The 18877-nt window shown below is 74.6% G+C and carries 14 protein-coding genes; 5 read left to right on the top strand and 9 right to left on the bottom strand.

All coding sequences use genetic code 11. The features are described from left to right. The first annotated feature begins 94 nt into the window (after positions 1-94). Positions 95-1279, top strand: a complete 1185-nt coding sequence (locus tag IE109_RS24010; protein WP_189553166.1) for a C40 family peptidase — start codon at positions 95-97, stop codon at positions 1277-1279. 21 nt (positions 1280-1300) lie between these two features. Here the strand turns inward: IE109_RS24010 and IE109_RS24005 are convergent, their stop codons facing one another. After that, positions 1301-2707: an aminotransferase-like domain-containing protein gene (locus IE109_RS24005; protein ID WP_189553163.1), complete on the bottom strand. Its 1407-nt coding sequence runs from the start codon at positions 2705-2707 to the stop codon at positions 1301-1303. Here IE109_RS24005 and IE109_RS24000 point away from each other — a divergent pair. Beyond that, positions 2706-3638, top strand: coding sequence for a DMT family transporter (locus IE109_RS24000; RefSeq protein WP_189553161.1), 933 nt, complete (start codon positions 2706-2708; stop codon positions 3636-3638). The two genes, IE109_RS24005 and IE109_RS24000, sit on opposite strands and share 2 nt — an antisense overlap. A 154-nt stretch (positions 3639-3792) precedes the next feature. Here the strand turns inward: IE109_RS24000 and IE109_RS23995 are convergent, their stop codons facing one another. From IE109_RS23995 to IE109_RS23975, 5 genes are read right to left on the bottom strand one after another with little or no spacing between them, the layout of a single operon-like run. After that, a complete protein-coding gene (locus IE109_RS23995; protein WP_189553160.1) occupies positions 3793-5028 on the bottom strand; it encodes a styrene monooxygenase/indole monooxygenase family protein in 1236 nt (411 codons plus the stop codon). Between the two features lie 17 nt (positions 5029-5045). Beyond that, a complete protein-coding gene (locus IE109_RS23990; RefSeq protein ID WP_189553158.1) occupies positions 5046-5663 on the bottom strand; it encodes a GTP-binding protein in 618 nt (205 codons plus the stop codon). Beyond that, complete coding sequence (locus IE109_RS23985; protein ID WP_189553156.1) at positions 5644-6054, bottom strand: DUF742 domain-containing protein; 411 nt, start codon at positions 6052-6054, stop codon at positions 5644-5646. The genes IE109_RS23990 and IE109_RS23985 overlap by 20 nt, the downstream gene beginning before the upstream one ends. Then, positions 6051-6560, bottom strand: coding sequence for a roadblock/LC7 domain-containing protein (locus IE109_RS23980; protein WP_189553154.1), 510 nt, complete (start codon positions 6558-6560; stop codon positions 6051-6053). Before IE109_RS23980 ends, IE109_RS23985 begins: the two co-directional genes overlap by 4 nt. After that, the gene (locus tag IE109_RS23975) at positions 6557-9475 is read right to left on the bottom strand and encodes a sensor histidine kinase (RefSeq protein WP_189553152.1); all 2919 of its coding nucleotides are present in this window, start codon (positions 9473-9475) and stop codon (positions 6557-6559) included. The genes IE109_RS23980 and IE109_RS23975 overlap by 4 nt, the downstream gene beginning before the upstream one ends. 354 nt (positions 9476-9829) lie before the next feature. Between IE109_RS23975 and IE109_RS23970 the strand changes: the two genes are divergently transcribed. After that, a complete protein-coding gene (locus IE109_RS23970) occupies positions 9830-10621 on the top strand; it encodes a hypothetical protein (protein ID WP_373297763.1) in 792 nt (263 codons plus the stop codon). Positions 10622-10710: 89 nt separating this feature from the next. Here IE109_RS23970 and IE109_RS23965 read toward each other — a convergent pair whose 3' ends face one another. Together IE109_RS23965 and IE109_RS23960 are read right to left on the bottom strand one after the other, a co-directional pair. Next, positions 10711-11229, bottom strand: a complete 519-nt coding sequence (locus IE109_RS23965; protein WP_189553151.1) for a MarR family winged helix-turn-helix transcriptional regulator — start codon at positions 11227-11229, stop codon at positions 10711-10713. Between the two features lie 277 nt (positions 11230-11506). Further along, entirely contained in the window at positions 11507-14326 is a 2820-nt protein-coding gene (locus tag IE109_RS23960; RefSeq protein WP_373297761.1) for a M4 family metallopeptidase, read from the bottom strand. A gap of 149 nt (positions 14327-14475) precedes the next feature. Between IE109_RS23960 and IE109_RS23955 the strand changes: the two genes are divergently transcribed. Then, a complete protein-coding gene (locus tag IE109_RS23955) occupies positions 14476-15471 on the top strand; it encodes a helix-turn-helix domain-containing protein (RefSeq protein WP_189553149.1) in 996 nt (331 codons plus the stop codon). A 30-nt stretch (positions 15472-15501) separates the two neighbouring features. Continuing rightward, entirely contained in the window at positions 15502-16305 is an 804-nt protein-coding gene (locus tag IE109_RS23950) for a trypsin-like serine peptidase (protein ID WP_189553147.1), read from the top strand. Between the two features lie 102 nt (positions 16306-16407). Here the strand turns inward: IE109_RS23950 and lon are convergent, their stop codons facing one another. Next, positions 16408-18819: an endopeptidase La gene (lon, locus tag IE109_RS23945; RefSeq protein WP_189553145.1), complete on the bottom strand. Its 2412-nt coding sequence runs from the start codon at positions 18817-18819 to the stop codon at positions 16408-16410. Positions 18820-18877 lie beyond the last annotated feature (58 nt).

The raw sequence follows: 18877 nt of genomic DNA, 5'->3' as shown, positions 1-18877 counted from the left end.
GACGGGTGACCCTGCGAGGACGAACCTCCCACTCAGGCACTTAATACGCTTGTCATATCATTCTCCGCCCCATGATGGGGGCGGAGGTGATGACATGTCAGGAAGACTGCTGCGGACCGTCTGCGCCGCCGCGTTGCTGGCCGCACTGCCCGCCGCGCCGGCGGTCGCCGCGCCCGAACCGGAGCCGGCCGAATCGTCCACCGCACCCGACCCGGAGACGGCCGAATCGTCCGCCGCGCCGGAGGCGGAGACCGCCGGACCGGCCACCGTGCCGGAGCTGCTGGGCCGGCTGCGCACCCTCTACCAGCAGGCGGAGGAGGCGACCGAGACGTACAACGCCACCGAGGAGGAACGGAAGGCGCTCGCCGCCGAGACGAAACGGCTCACCGGTGACCTGGCCCGGACCCGCGACTCCCTCGCCCGCGCCCGCGCCGACGCCGGCCGGCTGGCACGCGCCCAGTACCAGGGGCGTACGGACTTCTCCTCCGCCCTGCGGCTGCTGCTCGCCCGCGACCCCGACCACGCGCTGGACCAGCACCAGGTGCTCCGCCGCGCGGCCCGCGAGCGGTCGGCGACGGTGGCCCGGCTGGAGAAGGGCGAGAAACGGGCGGACCGGCTCGCCACGGCGTCCCGCAGGGCGCTGGACCGGGAGCAGACCCTCGCGGAGAAGCAGAAGGAAGCCCGGGACCGGGTCACGGCCCGGCTGAAGGAGGTCGAGGAGACCCTCGCCGCCCTGTCGGACGAGGAGGTCGAGGAGCTGACCGCCCTGGAGGATGCGGAGACGGACGACGCCCAGCGCGAACTCCTCGCCACCGGCGAGCTGGAGGGCGCCAGGACCCCCTCCGAGCCGGGTCGCGAGGCCCTGGCGTACGCGGCCGAACAGATCGGCAAACCGTACGTGTGGGGCGCCGAGGGCCCGGAGTCCTTCGACTGCTCGGGCCTCACGTCCCGGGCGTGGGCGCGGGCGGGCCGCTCCATCCCCCGCACCAGCCAGGAGCAGTGGCGCACCCTGCCCAAGGTGCCGCTGCGCGCCCTGCGCCCCGGCGACCTGGTGGTGTACTTCCCCAAGGCGACGCACGTGGCCATCTACCTGGGCGACGGCCTGGTGATCCAGGCCCCGCGCCCCGGTGCCCGGGTCAAGGTCTCCCCCATCGCCGCGAACCCCCTCCTCGGCGCGGTCCGCCCCGACCCCGCCGCCCGGCCCCTGCGCTCCTACACCCCTCCGCCGCTGCCCACCGGCGCGGCGGGCGGCTCCGACGAGGGGTACGACGAGGGGTGACGGCGCGCCCCACCGCCGGGCCTACTGCCGGGCCAGCGCCTGCCCGACGACTCGGGCGCCCTCGGGGAAGGCGCCGGGGTTCGGGCCCGAGTAGTTGAGGCGCAGGTACGCCCCGGTCGGTTCCGCGGGGAACCAGGGGTTGCCGTGGGCGATGATCACCCCGGCGGTCTCGCAGTCCCGGACGAGCCGGGTCAGGTCGGTGGTGTCCGGCAGCCGCACCCACAGGTTGAGCCCGCCCCGGGGAACGGCCGGCAGGTCGGCGGCCGGCACGTGCTCGCGGAGCGCGCCGGCGAGCAGGTCGCGGCGGGCGGCGAGCTGGTGGCGCAGGTGGCGCAGGTGGGTGCGCCAGGCCGGCTGGGTGACGACGTCCAGCGCGACGGCCTGGAGGATGCCGCTGACGTACATGGACTCGGCCTGGGCGTCGGCCAGGATGCGCTCGCGGACGGGGCCGCGGGCGGTGATCCCGGCGATGCGGACGGTCGGGGAGACGCTCTTGGTGAGCGACCGCAGGTGGACGACGTGCCCGCTGTCGTCCCGGGCGGCGAGCGGGACCGGCTCGGCGTCGATGCCGAAGTCGTGCGCCCAGTCGTCCTCGATGAGGAACGCGCCGTGCGCGCGGACGGTGCCGAGGACCCGGTCGGCCAGCCCGGCGGACCAGCGGGCGCCGGTGGGGTTGGCGAAGTTGGGCTGCGCGTAGAACGCCCGCGCCCCGGTGCGCGCGAACGCCCGCTCCAGCTCGTCGGGGTCGGGGCCGTCCGGCCCGCTGGGCACCGGCACCAGCCGCACGCCGGCCGACGCGGCGGCGAGAATGGCGCCCCAGTACGTGGGTGACTCCACCAGCAGCGGGCGGCCCGCCCCGACGACCGCGCGGAAGATGGTGCCGAGCCCGCTCTGGCTGCCGGGGAAGACGATGACGTCGCTCGGGTCCGGGGGTGTGAGCCCGGCGGGCATCGCGGCGCCCAGCTCGGACGCGAACCACGCCTGGAGCTCGGGCAGCCCGGCGGCGGGCGGGCGGCTCACGGTGGAGTCGCCCCGCGCCGCGCGGGTGAACGCCGCCCGGACCAGGCGCTCGGGCAGCAGGTCCCGGTCCGGGTAGCCGGAGTGCAGCGCGATGACGTCGTTGGGGTAGGTCCGCAGCGCCGGGGCGAGGTGCGGGACGCGGTGCCGGGGCGCGCCCAGCGCCGCCGTCTGCCACCCGTGGTCGTTCGGCCGGGCCACGCGGACCGCCCGGACGAAGGTGCCCACGCCGGGCCGGCTCTCCACCGCCCCGCGCGCCGCCAGGGTGCGCAGCGCCTTCTGCACGGTGACCGGGCTCGCCCCGTACCGCGCGACCAGCGACCGGGTGGAGGGCAGCCTGGCACCGGGCGCGGCGGTGGCGATCCACTCGTCCAGGCCGGCGACGATCCGCGCACTGCTATCGTGGTTCATGAAGACCAACAGTAGCGCTACTCTCCTTCCGGCCCCGGTGCTATCACCGGCCCGCACCGGCCTCTCCTGGGGCCTGCTCGGTGTCGCGGCGTTCTCGTTCACCGTCCCGTTCACCCGGGTCGCCGTCGCGAGCGGCGGCCTGGCCCCGCTGTTCATCGGCTCCGGCCGCGCGGTCGTCGCCGCGCTCCTCGCCGCCGTCGCGCTCGCCGTCACGAGGCAGCGTCTGCCGCGCGGAGTCCAGTGGGCCCGGCTGGCGGTCGTCGCGGGCGGCGTGGTCGTCGGCTTCCCGGTGCTGACGTCCTACGCGCTGACCACCGCCTCGGCCGGTCACAGCGCCGTGGTGATCGCGCTGCTGCCCGCCGCGACGGCGGTGTGCGCCGTGCTGCGGGGCCACGAGCGGCCCCCGGCCCGGTTCTGGGCCATGGCGGCCGTCGGCGCGGTCGCGGCGGTCGGGTTCGCCTCCGTCCAGGGCGGCGGCCTCGGCGGCCCGCACTGGTCCGACCTGCTGCTGCTCGGCGCTGTCCTCGCGGCCGGCGTCGGCTACGCCGAGGGCGGGCTCCTCGCCCGGGAGCTGGGCGCCTGGCAGACCATCTCCTGGGCGCTGGTGCTCTCCGCCCCGCTGATGGTCACCCTCGCCGGCCTCTCGATGGCGCAGCGCCCCCCGGTCGGCACGGCGACCGAGTGGGCCGCGTTCGCCTACCTCGGCGTGGTGAGCATGTTCCTCGGCTTCTTCGCCTGGTACCACGGCCTCGCCATCGGGCCCATGGAGCAGGTCAGCCAGATACAGCTGGTGCAGCCCGTGCTGACCATCAGCTGGGCCGCCCTGCTCCTCGGCGAGCGGCTCACCTGGCCCACCGTCCTCGGCGGCCTCACCGTCATCGCCTCGGCGGCCCTCGCGGTCCGCACCCGCCTCACCCGCACGCGCGCGTGACGCCCGGCGCCACCGGCGTTGCCGGGCATTGCCCTCGTGGGCGGGTGCCCCGCACGGCCGGCACCCGCTCGCGACGGTACGGAGCCGTCGTTCGCAGGATGCCCCGGCCGGCCTCGTCCCGGCCCGGGGGGCCGGGGCGCCGGCCGGGACGGCGTCACGCCCCCGTGACGGAGGCGAGGTAGGCGGCGGTCTTCTCCGGGTCGTAGAAGAAGTTCTCGAAGTCGGCCGGGTTGTTGAAGCCGTTCGCGAAGCGGTCGGCGACCGGCTGGAGTTGGCCCGCCGCGCCGATGAGGCCGAGGACGTGCTCCGGGGGGACGCCGAGCATGGCGTTGGTCCACTTGGTGACGTGCTGGGCGGTGTCCCAGTAGCGGTCGAAGGTCTGCCGCATCCAGGACTCGTCGAACGGCTGGTCGCCCCGCTCCACGATGGACGACAGGTACGACGCCGCGCACTTGGAGGCGGAGTTGGAGCCCTGGCCGGTGATCGGGTCGTTGGCGACGACCACGTCCGCGACGCCGAGGACCAGGCCGCCGCCGGGGAGCCGGCCGACGGGGTTGCGGACGGTCGGGGCGTAGCGGCCGGAGAGGGTGCCGTTGGCGTCGGTCAGCTCGACCTTGGTGGCGCGGGCGTACTCCCAGGGCGTGTACTTCTCCATCAGCTCCAGCGTCAGCGCCAGGTGCTCGGAGGGGTCCTTGACGCCCTGGAAGACGTCCAGCGGGCCGCCCGGGACGCCCTCCCAGAACAGGATGTCCGCCCGGCCGCTGATCGTGAGGGTCGGCATGACGAACAACTCGCCGACGCCCGGCACCAGGTTGCAGCGGACCGCGTCGTAGTCCGGGTGCTCGGGCCGGGGGCCGAGGCCGTGGACGTACGCGACGGCCAGCGCGCGCTGCGGCTCGCTGTACGGCGAGCGGGAGGCGTCGCGGCCGAACATCGACACCAGCTCGCCCTTGCCGGCCGAGACCAGCACCAGGTCGTACGTGCGGGAGAAGTAGTCCAGGTCGGAGACGGCCGCCCCGTGGATCACCAGCTGGCCGCCGCGCTGCGCGAAGGTCTCCATCCAGCCGGCCATCTTCACACGCTGGTCGACGGACTGGGCGTACCCGTCGAGCTTGCCCACCCAGTCGACGGCGCGGGTGGAGTCCGGCGCGGCGACCGAGACGCCGAGGCCCTCGATGCGCGGGGCCTGGGACTCCCAGAAGTTGATGCCGAGGTCCCGCTCGTGCTGGAGCGCCGTGTGGAACATGCACTGCGTGGACATCACCCGGCCGGCCCGGATCTCGTCCGCGGTGCGGTTGGACATCAGGGTGACCTCGTACCCCTGGGACTGGAGTCCGAGGGCGAGCTGGAGGCCGGACTGCCCGGCTCCGACGATGAGTATCTTCCGCATCGAAGAGTCTCTTTTCCTTACTCAGGGGTGGTTTCGAGGGCCCGGGCGACGAGCGCCAGCAGCGACTCGACGACCGTGATCCGGTTCCGCGCGTCCATGATCACGATCGGTACGTCCTTCGGCACCGTGAGCGCCTCGCGCACGTCCTCGGCCTCGAACAGCTCGGACCCCTCGAAGTGGTTGACCGCCACCACGTACGGCAGGCCGCAGCTCTCGAAGTAGTCCAGCGCCGGGAAGCAGTCGGTCAGCCGCCGGGTGTCGGCCATCACGACCGCGCCGATCGCCCCGCGCACCAGGTCGTCCCACATGAACCAGAACCGCTGCTGCCCCGGCGTGCCGAAGAGGTACAGCACCAGGTCGTCGTCGAGCGTGATGCGCCCGAAGTCCATGGCGACGGTGGTGGTGAGCTTCTCCGGCGTCGCGGACAGGTCGTCGGTGTCCTCGCTCGCCTGTGTCATCAGCGCTTCGGTCTGCAGCGGCGTGATCTCGGAGACGGACCCGACGAAGGTCGTCTTCCCGACGCCGAAGCCGCCCGCGACCACGACCTTCGTCGCGATGGGGGCGCGGGTGTGGTCGAGCTGCCAGGCCTGGGCCTCGGACTCGTCCACGGGTATCTCAGAGACGGCGGAGGCCACTCAGCACCCTTTCGAGCAGTGCGCGGTCGGGCTGGCCGGTTCCGTGGCCGGTGCCGTACACGCGGATTCTCCCCTGGTCGGCCAGGTCGCTGAGCAGCACCCGGACGACACCCAGCGGCATCTTCAGCAGCGCGGAGATCTCGGCCACCGTACGCATGCGGCGGCAGATCTCGACGATGGCCCGCATCTCCGGCATGACGCGGGAGGCGAGGCCGCCGTTCGTCAGCTCCTTGCGCTCCTCGGGTGCTTCGAGCGCTGCGACGAACGTCTCGACGAGCAGGACGTGGCCGAAGCGGGTGCGGCCACCGGTGAGCGAATAGGGCCGGACGCGTGCGGGCCGCCGCCCGCCGCCCCGGACCGGCAGCCGGCCGGCGGCGGATGCGGAGGTCATTCGGCACTCTCCATCGACTTGCGCAGCTCGCTGCGGAGTTCGGGCGTGAGTACGTGTCCGGCACGGCCGACGAAGAGCGCCATGTGGTACGCGACGACGCTCATGTCGCAGTCGGGCGTGGCGTGCACACCGAGGAGGGAGCCGTCGCTGATCGACATGACGAAGACGCTGCCCTCCTCCATGGCGACCATCGTCTGCTTGACGTTGCCGCCGTCCATGAGCTTGGCGGCGCCGATGGTGAGGCTGCCGACGCCGGAGACGATGGTGGCGAGGTCGGCGGCCGCCCCGCGGGGGCCGTCGGAGCGGGTCCCACCCGCCTCGCCCCTGGTCTTGCGGTCCGCCGGGTCGGAGGAGAGCAGCAGCAGGCCGTCGGACGAGACGACGGCTACGGAGCGCACCCCTGGCACCTCCTCGACGAGGTTCCCGAGCAGCCAGTGCAGGTTCTTGGCCTCGCTGCTCAGTCCGAACGTTGCGGTGCCCGTGGTGCTGCCGGTCGTCGCGGTCAACTGCGTGCCTCCTCGACTGTGTCCCCCGTCTCTTCGGTACGTACCGCTTCCATCTGCTGGGTGCTCTCCGCGATCTCCGCCTCGGCGTCGCGGCGGCCTTCCACCGCGCCCTGGTGGAACCCGCCGAGCCGGCGCCGCAGCGCCTCGGCGTCGACCCCGCGGGTCCGCCCGGCGGGCGGCGCGGTGGGCTCGACCAGCTTCGGGGTCCGCTTGGGCAGGCCCTTGTCGGTCACCCGTTCCCACTTGGGCTCGCGGGCGCGGGGCTCGGTGGCGTCGTCGTCGGCCGGTGCGGCGGCCCGCTCGTGCGCCTCGGGCTCGCTCGCCTCCGCCGTGGGCTCCGTCGCCCCGGCCGCCGCCCCGGGCGCGGGCGTCGGCTCGGGCGCGGGCGTCGGCTCGGGCTCCGGTGCGCGCGGTGCGCGGACCTGGAGGGTGGTCTCGGGCCCGGGCACGTCCTGCGCGGGGACGGGCGCCTCCGGCGCCTCGGGCGCGTCCGGCGCAGGCCCGTTCGGCTCGTCCGGTACGGGCGCCTCGGGCGCGTCCGGCGCCGGTCCGCCGGGTGTGTCGTCCGCCGGGGCCGGGGCGTCCGGAGCGGCATCCGCGGCGGCGGGCGTGGCGCTCAGCGTCGCCTCGGCGGCGGCGACCAGGGGGTCGCGGGCCGTGCGCGCGCCCGGCAGGGAGTTGGAGTTGGCCTCCGCGACCGACCCCGGGAGGTTCAGCGTGGGCGCCGTCCCGGCCAGGGTGACCGAGGGGGGCAGGGCGGTCGGCGGGGCGTCCGGCAGCAGGGCCGCGGGCAGCACGACGACGGCCGCCACACCGCCCTGCTTGTGCTCCCGCAGCTGGACGCGCACCCCGTGCCGCGCCGCGAGGAGCGCGGTCACCCGGATGCCGAGGCCCTCGCCGTCGCGGTCGCCCCCGGACGGCGCCTCCGCCTCCGGGTCGGCCAGGCGGGCGTTCAGCTCGGCGAGCCGGGACGCGGTCATCCCTATGCCCTCGTCCTCGACGGAGAGCATCACCTCACCGCTCTCCAGCAGCCAGCCGGACAGCTGCACCTTCGCGTCCGGCGGCGAGAACGACGTGGCGTTCTCCAGCAGTTCGGCGAGCAGGTGGCTCAGGTCGTCGGCGGCGAACCCGGCCACATGGGCGTGCGGCGGCAGCGACTGGATGGTGACCCGCTCGTACCGCTCGATCTCGCTGACGGCGGCGCGCAGCACGTCGACCAGCGGAACGGGGCCCTGGTGGGCGTGGTTGTGCTCGTGGCCGGCGAGGACCAGCAGGTTCTCGCTGTGCCGCCGCATGACCGTGGCCATGTGGTCCAGCTTGAACAGCGTGCCGAGCCGCTCGGGGTCCTGCTCGCGCTCCTCCAGCTTCTCGATGACGGCCAACTGCCGCTCGACGAGCCCGAGGGTGCGGAGGGAGAGGTTGACGAAGGTGTGGTGGACGCTGCCGCGCAGCGCCTCCAGTTCGGCGCCCAGCTCGGCGGTGCGCTCCCGCAGCTCGGCGCGCTGCCCGGCCAGCTCGGCGGTGAGGGTCTCGCGGGCGGCGACGGCGTCCGCGCGCTCGGCGTCCAGCCGCTCGGCGCGGGCACCGAGCTCCCACAGCCTGCCGTGCAGGGTGTTGAGGGAGCGTACGACCTGGGCGAACTCGTCGTTGCGGCCGGTGAACCCGACCGGCTCCTCGGTCTCCGGCGAGGCGGCGAGGCGGGCGGCGCCGATGCGCAGGACGGCGAGCGGCCGGGTGAGGGTGCGGGCGACGGCGGTCGACACGCCGATCGCGACGAGCAGGCAGCCGCCGAGGAGCGCGACGCGCAGTTCGAGCGCGGTGACGTCGTCGTCGCGGAGCCGCTCCGTCCGCCGCACCTCGGCGGTGGCGAGGGAGGACTCGACGCCGCGCATCTGCTCGACGCGGGCGGTGAGGGCGGCCCGCAGCTCGTCCTGGTCGGTGCGGCGCTCGTCCTCGGACAGCTCGGGCCGGTCGGTGAGGCCCGCGAGGTACGTCTCGGCGCTCTTGACCTCGGGGCCGGTGACGGTGGCGGCGAGGGAGTCGCGGGAGGCGGGCGGAGCGGCCTGGTCGAAGTCGGCGAGGGCGGCCTGTTCGCGGACGCGGGCCGTCTGCGCGGCGGCGCTGAGGGCGCCGCGCGTGCGGTCGGCCTCGTCGCCGGCGGGGTCCTCCGGCTCGGTGTACCGGCCGGTGACCGGGTCGTAGACCGGGTCGGCGTCCTTCTTCCCGGGTACGGCGAGGGCGCCGAGGAGCAGGCCGCGGGTGGCGGATGCCTGGTCGACGGCGCGGCCGAGTTCGGTGAGGGCGCGGGTGCCGGCGCCCGCGTCGGCGGCGCGGGCGGGGGTCCTGTCGGCGAGTTCGGCGGAGAGGGCCCGGAGCTTGGCGATGACGGCGGTGTACGCCCGGTGGGCTTCCAGGGCGGTGCCCTTGCCGGTGAGGGCGGAGCGCCGGATGCCGGGGAGGCCGGCGAGCTCGCCGCGGAGGCCGGCCGGGGCCTCGGCGTGGATCTCGTCGATCTGCCGGTCGACGCGGGCGCGGTGGTCGGCGTCGATGCCGGGGGCGCCCTTGCCGGGGGCCTTGCCGCCGTCCCGGGCCTCGCCGCCGGTGCCGTCGTCCGCGCCGCCGTTGCCCGTGTCGCCCCTGCCGGTGCCCCGCCCGGCGGCGATGTACGCGGTCACCTGGTCGCGCTCGTCCGCGAGGGAGTGCGCGAGGGTGACCGCCTGCCGGTTGAGCTCGGCGAGGTTGACGAGCCGCTGGGAGTCGTTGAGGTCGCCGGAGGCGGTGAGGACGGCCGGGGCGCCCGCTCCTATGACGGTGATGCCGACCAGCGCGACGCCGGCGACGAGCCGGCTGCGTACGCGTACGCGGCGGCCGCCCGGTGCCTGGGCGTCGCCGGGAGTCTCACTGCGCTTCTGCACCGGTGCTCACATTCTCGAACTCGTCCGCCCATGAAGCAGAGGTGACGACCGGTCACGCACGCGAACAGCCCCCCGACCCCTGGTACGGCCTCGACCATCCCAGCGCCGTTGTCGAAGGGGAGACACGTCGACCACTCCGCCACCCGAACGAGTGAACAACACTCCTGAGTTGGCGAACAACTCTCCCGGGCACATGCCCGGGGGACGTACGGGCGGGCGGGTTGAAAGATCTACGCGGGCTTTGGCAGGATGCCCGCCCGCACCTTGCCGGAGGTCCGGCTTCCGGCGATTACCCGCACGCTGACCTGCCGGTACGGGCCGATTTCGGCCTTCTGTGGGCGATGTGGAGAAGTCATGCAGACTGGGCCCATGCAGAGCGAGATCTCCTCCCTCCCGGGCTCGCCGGAACGCGCCAACGAGGACTGGGCCTCCGTGGTGGTTCCCGCCTCCGGTCAGGGCGGCGCGCTGGTGGTGCTCGACGGGGTCACGCCCCCGATCGACGACGACGGGTGTGTGCACTCGGTGCCCTGGTTCACGGCGGCCCTGGGCGGCGCGCTGACCGAACTGTCCGCTTCCCGCCCGGACCTGACCCTGGCCGGGATCCTGTCCGAGGCGATCCGGCGCACCGCGGACACCCACCGCGGCACATGTGACCTTTCTCACGTACGCACTCCCCAGGCAACCGTGGTGATGGCCCGCTGGGGCGCGGCGTACGTCGAGTACCTCGTGCTGTCCGACTCGGTGCTGCTGCTCCGGTCCCCGGAGGGGGCGGTACGGGCGGTGCTGGACGACCGGCTCGACCGGCTGCCGCCCGGCTCGCTGACGTCGCACGCGATCACGGACGCCACCGTGCGGAACAGGGAGGGCGGGTTCTTCACGGCGGCGGCCGACCCGTCGGTGGCGGCCCGCGCGGTCACCGGCCGGGTGCCGGCGGCCGAGGTGCGGGCGCTGGTGGCGATGACGGACGGCGCGGCGCGCTGGACGGAGGTGTTCGGGATGGGCGACTGGGCGGACTGTTTCGCGGTGGTGGCCAAGGAGGGCCCGCGCGGCCTGATCGCCCGGGTGCGGGAGCTGGAGGCGTCGCCCTCGTACGCGTACCGCTGGAAGCGGCACGACGACGCGACGGTGGTGCACGTCGAGCTCTGAGGCGGGTGTCTCCGGGTCTCCGGGCCCCGCCTGCCGGCCCCGCTGCCGGCCCCGGCGCGTCCGGCGCGCGGACCGGGCGCGGGCGGGCCCTAGCGCGGGTCGGGTCCCGGTGGCCGCGCCGGGCTCCGGTCGTCGCCGCCCGCGTTGAGCTGGTGCAGCAGCCGGGCCAGCTCGGCGATCTCGGCGCGGTCCCAGCCGGCGAGCTTGCGGACGTAGCGGGCGCGGCGGGCGTCGCGCACCCGGCGGAAGCGTCCGCGGCCCTCGTCGGTGAGGCGCACGAGGGAGGCGCGGCCGTCGGCCGGGTCGGGGTCGCGCGCGACCAGCCCGAGGTCCTCCAGGGCGCGCAGCTGGCGGCTCATGGTGGCCTTGCCGACGCCGAAGTACGCGGCGAGCGCGGTGGCGCGCTGGGTGCCGGCCTCCTCCAGGCGGACGAGCAGGCCGTAGGCGGCGGGTTCGAGCTCCGGGTGGACCTCGCGGGCCATCTCGCCGGAGGAGGCGCGGGCGCGGCGCAGGAAGACGGCCAACTCGCGCTCCAGGGCGAGGATCTCGTGGTCCACACCGTGCTCCCCGCCGGCTGCGGCGTCGTTCCCCGTACGGCTTCCCTGCACGTCAGTACCCCTCGCGCGCTTTCCCCGGCTTGAAAGTTGTCCCCGGCGGCGGGCATCGCCGCAGCTCGTCCAGTATTTCGCAGGCGGGGACCGGCGGCGGCATCGCGACCCTCTCGGGTGTCCCGGTTCTCCGTGCGTGGCGTCGGCACCCGAGTCCGGCATGGCCATGCCGCCGTTGTCCCCGGGCACCACCCCCACCGAGCGCTTTCGGAGGCACGCCATACCCGCGGGGAACCCCCCGGCGCGCGGGCGCCGGGGGGTTCGGGGGGAGGCGGGCTCAGGCGCAGCGGCCCGCCGGGCGGGCGCGGGTGACGAGGTTCGTCCAGCCGGTGGTGCCGTCGATCCACACCACCCCGGTGCCTTCGAGCGCCGCCGGGGACAGCTGCTCGCCGCGGTTGCACGAGACGCGCTCCTTGCGCGTGCCGTCGGTCGTCAGCTGCCAGTTCTTCGGCAGGGTCTCGTTGCGGTACGCGGTGTCCGGCAGCAGCGCGTTGACCGTGACCGCCTTCTCCGAGACGGTCAGGTCGGTGGCGATCAGAGCGCCGGGCTTGCCCTCGCCGCTGATGTCGTAGGTGCCGGTGCCGTCGAGGTTCGCCCGGCGGATGCCCGTCCGGCCCTCGTCGGCGGAGTCGGCGTCGGTCAGCCAGAAGACGTTGCTGCCGTTGATGCCCGTCTGGCCGAGGGTCTGCGGCTCGTCCAGCGGCTCGGTCAGGGTCCGGCGCCCGGTCCGCAGGTCGAGCAGCTCCACCCCGAGCCGGTACTCACCGCCTTCCGGGTACAGCTTGACGTACGCGACCCTCCCGTGCGCGATCGACGGCAGGCCGGTCAGGACGTCGTCGCCGCCTCCGTCCACGTACGTGGGCGCGCGGTCGCCCGGGCGCAGGTGGACGACGTGCCGGGTGAACAGGCCGAGCGTCTCGAAGACCGTGACGCCGTTGTCCACCCGCAGTCCGGCGACGTCCTCGGCCGTGGACGAGTACAGCTTCCTGACGGGGCCGCCCGCGATCGGGCGGGACAGCACGTCCACGCTCGCCGCGCCGTACGCCGCCCAGACGACGGTCTTCCCGTCCGTGGCCGGGTAGACGTGGTAGCGACCGTCGTTGGGGCTGATGAGCTTCGGGGCGCCCTTGCCGTCCGCGCGGCCGGCGTAGACCGAGTACGGCTCGGTGCCGTCGTCGTTGGACTTGGCGGCCGTCCACCAGCCGCCGCCCGCCCCCACACCGGTGCCGGCGACGTTCAGCTTGCCGAAGAGCTCGTCGGAGTCGACGCCCAGGGCCTCCTCCCAGCCGGCGACGATGCCGTGGGCGTTGAAGGACCGCTTGGCCGCGTTCAGCCGCTGCCCGGTGACACCCAGGTCCTTCGCCGCCGCGAGGACCGCGTTGCGGCCGTCGGTGAAGCCGTCCAGCGGGGTCATGTACTCGGTCAGCGCCTTGTACACGATACGGTCGGCCAGGTCGGCGCCCAGGTCCTGGCGCAGGTCCCACAGCGCCCCGGAGAAGATCGTCGAGTTGAGGTGCACCCCGCCGTTGTCGGTGCCGAAGGTGGCGCCGAGGAAGTCGCCGGACGTGGTGGCGCCGTCGTCGAGGTCGCGGAACGCGCAGTCCCGGGGCGCCTTGGTGCGGCACAGGTCCTCGCCGATGAGGCCGGCGTCCGGGTGGTCCATCGCCACGCCCGAGGCCGTGACGTCGATGGCGTTGCCGAAGTAGTCGGCCACGGCCTCGTTGAGGGCGCCGGACTGTCCCGCGTAGACCAGGTTGGCGGTGTTCTCGACCACGCCGTGGGTCATCTCGTGCCCGACCACGTCGAGGTCGGCCGACAGCGGTTTGTGGTCGGCGTCGCCGGAGCCGTACACCATCTTGGTGCCGTCCCAGAAGGCGTTGACGTACGGCATGCCGAACTGGGTGACGCCCACCAGGCTGTTCACCGCCGAGCCCCGGCCGTCGAGGCCGTCCCTGGCGTGGTGCTTCCGGTAGTAGTCGTAGACCTGCCCGGCCGCCCAGTGCGCGTCGACCGCACCGGCCTCGGTGGCGTCCTTGCCGAACCGCGCGGTGGGCGAGCCGAACTCCTTCAGGTCGGCCGGCCAGCCGCCGAGCACCTCGTAGACGTCCTTGTCCCGCGCGTCCCACGTGGTGAGCGCGGCCTTGCTGCCGTCCGCCATCCGGGCGCGGTCGGCCAGCACGTACCGGTCGTCCCCGGCCCGGCTCACGTTGAGGTCCACCGTGGCGCCGCTCAGCAGCGTGCCGCTGCCGGTGGTGCCGGTGGGCGGGACGGCGGGGTCGTCGGCCTGCCGCCCGGCCGCCGTCCCGGCCGGCGCCTCCGGCGGTACGACGGACTTGATGCCGCTGTACTGGAGGACCGGGAACCCGGCCCGCGCGTCGACGTACACGTGCTGGAGCACCGGCGCTCCGGTCACCGGGTGGCTGCCGCGCACCGTCACGTGGTACGTCAGCACGCCCTCGCCGCGCGGGACGACGACCAGCCCCCCGGCGCTGCCGCTCAGCGGCCGCACGCGCTCCTCGGCACGTCGCGCGTCGGTGAGGGCGAGCCGGTGGCCGCCGAGCCGCCGTTCGGTCGCGGTCACCGCGCGCCGCACCGCGACGTCCTCGGCCACGGCCGGCTCCACCCCGGTCGTCAGACCGGTGAAGTACTTGCCGGACGTGCCGGTGACGACCCGCTCGCCGCCCTTCCGCTCCATCCGGACCACGTACTGCCCGCCGAGAACGGGCACGCCCCGGTGCTTCTGCTGGAGCCGTACGGTCTCCTCCGTGCCGCGCGTCAGCGTCTGCAGGGGGGCGAGATCACGCCGCGGTTCGGTGATCTTGTAGCGGCTCTCCTGGGCGGCGAGGTGCTCGCGCGCCGCGTCCGCCGGCCTCGCCTTCGCGTCCACCGCCTCGTGGAGGCCGTCGACGAGCGCGGGGGTCGCGGTCCGCGCCCCCGGGATGACGTCGGCCGGCGGTTCGGCGGCCGGCGGGGTCGCCGCCGACGCCGGTACCGCGGTGATCAGGAGCCCGGCGGCGGCGAGCAGAGCCGCCGCCCGGGCTCCCGCCCGTATGCCGGATGTCCCCGAATGCGTGCGGGGCGTGCTGGGTTCGCGCACGGTCCGTATCCCTCCCACGTGCTGGTCAGCCGTTCAGCTGGTCATGGCCATGCAATCCGTGGGCAACGGGCGGGGCAACGGTCACGGAGGGTTGAGAAGTGGACACGCACACTTGTGTGGCCTGTGAAGGCGGAGTGAGAATCCGACGCATGATCCAGGGAGAACTGACCACTCTCGGCCTGGGCAGGACCGAGGAGCGCGCCTATGAGGCGCTGCTGGCCGAACAGGCGGACGGGGCGGACGAGTTGGCGCGGCTGCTCGATCTGCCGCGCGAGCGTCTGGACGCCGCGCTCGACCGGCTCGTCGAGCACGGCTTCGCCCGGCCGCCCGATCCGTCCGACCAGGGTGACGCGCTGCCGCACCCGGCCGCGCCGGCCGCCGCCATCCGCACGCTGATCCACCGCCGCCAGGCGGAACTGCACCTCAAGTCGGCCGAGCTGGCCCGGTTACGCATGGCCGCGGACCGGTTCGCGGGGGACGCCGGCGACCGGGGCGGGGGACGGGGACGCGTCGACGCGGTGACGGGGCGGCGGGCCATCGCCGAGCGGGCCGCGCGGCTGCTGGACGGCGCGGAACGGGAGGTCGTCGTCCTGGACCGGCCGCCGTTCACCGCGCTGGACGTCGAGTCGCTGCTGGCCCGGGGGGTGCGGGTGCGGGCGGTGCTGGACCGGTCGGGGCTCACCGACCCCGGGCGGGTACGGGCCCTGACCGGCCTGGTGGGGCGCGGGCTGCTGTTGCGGGTGGCCCCGGACGTCCCGGCGAAGCTGGTCGCGGTGGACCGGCGCGTCACGCTGCTGCCGCCGACGGAGGCCGCCGGTCCGCGGGCGGCGGCGCTGGTGGTCGGCGACGGGCTGCTGTGCGGGGTGCTGCTGCCGCTGTTCGAGGCGGTGTGGGAGCGGGCCGAGCCGCTGTGCGCGGCGGGCGACGGGACGACGGGCGATGGGGCGGCGGGGCCGGCCGGGGCGCAGCGGGAGCTGCTGGCCCTGCTGGCGGCGGGGCTCAAGGACGAGGCGATCGCGCGCCGCCTGGGCGTCCATGTGCACACGGCCCGGCGGCGGATCAGCCGGCTGCTGGAGTCGCTGGACGCCAGGACGCGGTTCCAGGCGGGGGCCCGGGCGTCGTCGCGGGGCTGGCTGGATGGCTGACCGGCCGGCCCATGGGAAAGGATGTGCCGCATGCGCTGGATGAGGCCGTTGCTGTGGATCGTCGCCGTCGTGACCACCGCCACCGCGTGCGGGGGTCCGTCCCATTCGGCCCCGCGCCCGGACACGACGGCCCGGGACGCGGCCGGGGACGCGGCGGGCGCCCGGCCGGCCCCGCAGCGGTCGGCGGTGCCGTCCGCCGGTTCGCGGTCGGTGGGGGTGCTGCTCGACGGGGACGGGCACTGGTGCACGGCGAGCGTGGTCGACAGCCCCGGGGGCAACGTCGTCGCGACCGCCGCGCACTGCGTGTTCGCGGACGGCTCGGCGAGCTCCGGCTTCTCGTTCGCGCCCGGCTACCGGGGCGGCGGCGCGAACCCGGCACCGTACGGCACCTGGAAGGTCCGTACGGTGCAGGTGGCCGACGCGTGGAAGGCCGCCGGTGACGACGCGGACGCCCACGACTACGCCTTCCTGACCCTGGACGCGGACGCCCGCGGGCGCCAGGTCCAGCAGGTCGTGGGCGCCGCCCGGCCGGACTGGGCGTCGGCTCCCGAGCGGCGGGTGACGGTCGTCGGCTACCCGAACAAGGACCGCAACCCGTCCGACGGGCCGATCTCCTGCACCACCGACACCCGCGCGGACCCGGATCTGGCCGGCTCCATGCTGATGGAGTGCGACGGCTTCTTCGACGGCACGAGCGGCAGCCCCTGGCTGGCCGGCGGCCGGCTGATCGGCGTGCTGAGCGGCGGCGAGACGGACGCGGAGTCGACGGCGGTCCTCTTCGACGCGAGGACCCGCGCCCTGTACGACCGCGCCGTCAGGGCCTCCGGCGCGTAGGCCGCCGCCCGGACCGGCCGCCGCCCCGGGCAGCCCCCGGGGACGGCGAGCCTCCGGGGACGGGCCCTCACGGGGTCCGTCCCCGGGGCGGGGCGGCCGGGGTCAGGCCGCCAGCGGCACCTCCGTGGTCGCCGGGGCGAGGGCCAGGTCCAGGACCTGGCGGACGTCGGTGACCGGGTGGACCTCCAGCTTGTCGAGGATCTCGGCCGGGACGTCGTCCAGGTCCGCCTCGTTCCGCTTGGGGATGATCACGGTCGTGATGCCCGCCCGGTGCGCGGCCAGCAGCTTCTGCTTCACACCACCGATCGGCAGCACCCGCCCGGTCAGGGACACCTCGCCGGTCATCGCCACGTCCGTACGGACCAGGCGGCCCGACAGCAGCGAGGCGAGCGCGGTGGTCATGGTGATGCCCGCGCTGGGCCCGTCCTTGGGCACCGCTCCGGCCGGGAAGTGGATGTGCACGCCCCGGTCCTTCAGGCCGGTGACGGGCAGTTCCAGTTCGGCGCCGTGCGAGCGCAGGAAGCTGAGGGCGATCTGCGCCGACTCCTTCATCACGTCACCGAGCTGACCGGTCAGCGTCAGCCCCGCCGCGCCCGTCTCCGGGTCGGCCAGCGACGCCTCGACGAACAGGACGTCGCCACCCGCGCCGGTGACCGCGAGTCCGGTGGCGACACCGGGCACCGAGGTGCGGCGCTCGGCCGGGTCCTGGGCGGACTCGGGCACGTGGTGCGGCCGCCCGATCAGCTCCCGCAGGTCGCCCCCGCCGATGGTGAGGGGCAGCTCCCGGTCGCCCAGTTCGCTCTGGGCGGCCACCCTGCGCAGCAGCCGCGCGATCGACCGCTCCAGGTTCCGGACGCCCGCCTCGCGGGTGTACTCGCCCGCGAGCCTGCGCAGCGCCGACTCGTCCAGCGTCACCTCACCGCTCTCCAGGCCCGCCCGCTCCAGCTGGCGCGGGACCAGGTGGTCCCGGGCGATGACGACCTTCTCGTCCTCGGTGTAGCCGTCGAGGCGGACCAGCTCCATACGGTCCAGCAGGGCCTCGGGGATGGCCTCCAGGACGTTGGCGGTGGCGAGGAAGACCACGTCGGACAGGTCGAGCTCGACCTCCAGGTAGTGGTCGCGGAAGGTGTGGTTCTGCGCCGGGTCGAGGACCTCCAGCAGCGCGGCCGCCGGATCGCCCCGGAAGTCGGATCCGACCTTGTCGATCTCGTCGAGCAGGACGACCGGGTTCATGGACCCGGCCTCCTTGATCGCCCGCACGATCCGGCCCGGCAGGGCGCCCACGTAGGTACGCCGGTGGCCGCGGATCTCCGCCTCGTCGCGTACGCCGCCGAGGGCGACCCGCACGAACTTCCGGCCCATCGCGTGCGCGACCGACTCGCCGAGCGAGGTCTTGCCGACGCCCGGGGGCCCGACCAGCGCGAGCACCGCGCCGCCGCGCCGCCCGCCCACGACCCCCAGCCCGCGCTCCGCGCGCCGCTTGCGCACCGCGAGGTACTCGGTGATGCGTTCCTTCACGTCCTCCAGGCCGGCGTGCTCGGCGTCGAGGACCTCCTTGGCGCCCTTGATGTCGTGACTGTCCTCGGTGCGCTCGTTCCACGGCATCTCCAGGACCGTGTCGAGCCAGGTGCGGATCCAGGCGGTCTCCGGGTTCTGGTCGCTGGAGCGCTCCAGCTTGTCGACCTCCTTGAGGGCCGCCTCGCGCGCCTTCTCGGGGAGGTCGGCGGCCTCGACGCGGGCCCGGTAGTCGTCGGACTCCTCGCCGTCCTTCTCGCCGTTGAGCTCGCGCAGCTCCTTGCGGACGGCCTCCAGCTGGCGGCGCAGCAGGAACTCGCGCTGCTGCTTGTCGACGCCCTCCTGGACGTCCTTGGCGATGGACTCGGCGACGTCCTGCTCGGCGAGGTGTTCGCGCAGCTGCTCGGTGGCGAGCCTCAGGCGGGCGACCGGGTCCTCGGTCTCCAGGAGCTCGACCTTCTGGCCGACGGTCAGGAAGGGTGAGTAGCCGGAGTTGTCGGCGAGGGCGGAAACGCCGTCGATCTGCTGGACCCGGTCCACGACCTGCCAGGCGCCGCGCTTCTTCAGCCAGCTGGTGGCCAGCGCCTTGTACTCCTTGACCAGGTCGGCGAGCTGGCCGGGCAGCGGGTCGGGCACCGTCTCCTCGACGGTGGTGCCCTCGACCCACAGAGCGGCGCCCGGGCCGGTCGTACCGGCGCCGATCTTCACCCGGCCGCGGCCGCGGATGAGGGCGCCGGGGTCGCCGTCGGAGAGCCGCCCGACCTGCTCCACGGTGCCGAGGACGCCGATGCCCGCGTACGTCCCGTCGATGCGCGGCACCAGCAGGACCTTGGGCTTGCCGCCCTGGGTCCCGGAGGACCGGGCCGCCGCCTGGGCGGCCTCCACCGCGGCGCGCACCTCGGTGTCGGACAGGTCCAGCGGCACCACCATCCCGGGCAGCACGACCTCGTCGTCGAGCGGCAGCACGGGCAGGGTGAGCGGTGAGGACGTCGAAGCCATGATCTCCCCTTCGGCAGTCAAGTTGAGCTGTACACACTCAATGCTTATGACAGCCGGG

Source organism: Streptomyces lavendofoliae, assembly GCF_014649735.1.
Lineage (GTDB): Bacteria > Actinomycetota > Actinomycetes > Streptomycetales > Streptomycetaceae > Streptomyces > Streptomyces lavendofoliae.
Note: the sequence above shows the minus strand (reverse complement) of the source record. Positions and strands in the feature narration are given on the sequence as shown.

What these genes read in the sequence shown, in the direction of transcription:
- IE109_RS23950 (WP_189553147.1), top strand. Translation starts at nt 15,502, where the DNA reads ATGCGCTGGATGAGGCCGTTGCTGTGGATCGTCGCCGTCGTGACCACC.
- IE109_RS23985 (WP_189553156.1), bottom strand. Translation starts at nt 6,054, where the DNA reads ATGACCTCCGCATCCGCCGCCGGCCGGCTGCCGGTCCGGGGCGGCGGG.
- IE109_RS23970 (WP_373297763.1), top strand. Translation starts at nt 9,830, where the DNA reads ATGCAGACTGGGCCCATGCAGAGCGAGATCTCCTCCCTCCCGGGCTCG.
- IE109_RS23995 (WP_189553160.1), bottom strand. Translation starts at nt 5,028, where the DNA reads ATGCGGAAGATACTCATCGTCGGAGCCGGGCAGTCCGGCCTCCAGCTC.
- IE109_RS24000 (WP_189553161.1), top strand. Translation starts at nt 2,706, where the DNA reads ATGAAGACCAACAGTAGCGCTACTCTCCTTCCGGCCCCGGTGCTATCA.
- IE109_RS23955 (WP_189553149.1), top strand. Translation starts at nt 14,476, where the DNA reads ATGATCCAGGGAGAACTGACCACTCTCGGCCTGGGCAGGACCGAGGAG.
- IE109_RS24005 (WP_189553163.1), bottom strand. Translation starts at nt 2,707, where the DNA reads ATGAACCACGATAGCAGTGCGCGGATCGTCGCCGGCCTGGACGAGTGG.
- IE109_RS24010 (WP_189553166.1), top strand. Translation starts at nt 95, where the DNA reads ATGTCAGGAAGACTGCTGCGGACCGTCTGCGCCGCCGCGTTGCTGGCC.
- lon (WP_189553145.1), bottom strand. Translation starts at nt 18,819, where the DNA reads ATGGCTTCGACGTCCTCACCGCTCACCCTGCCCGTGCTGCCGCTCGAC.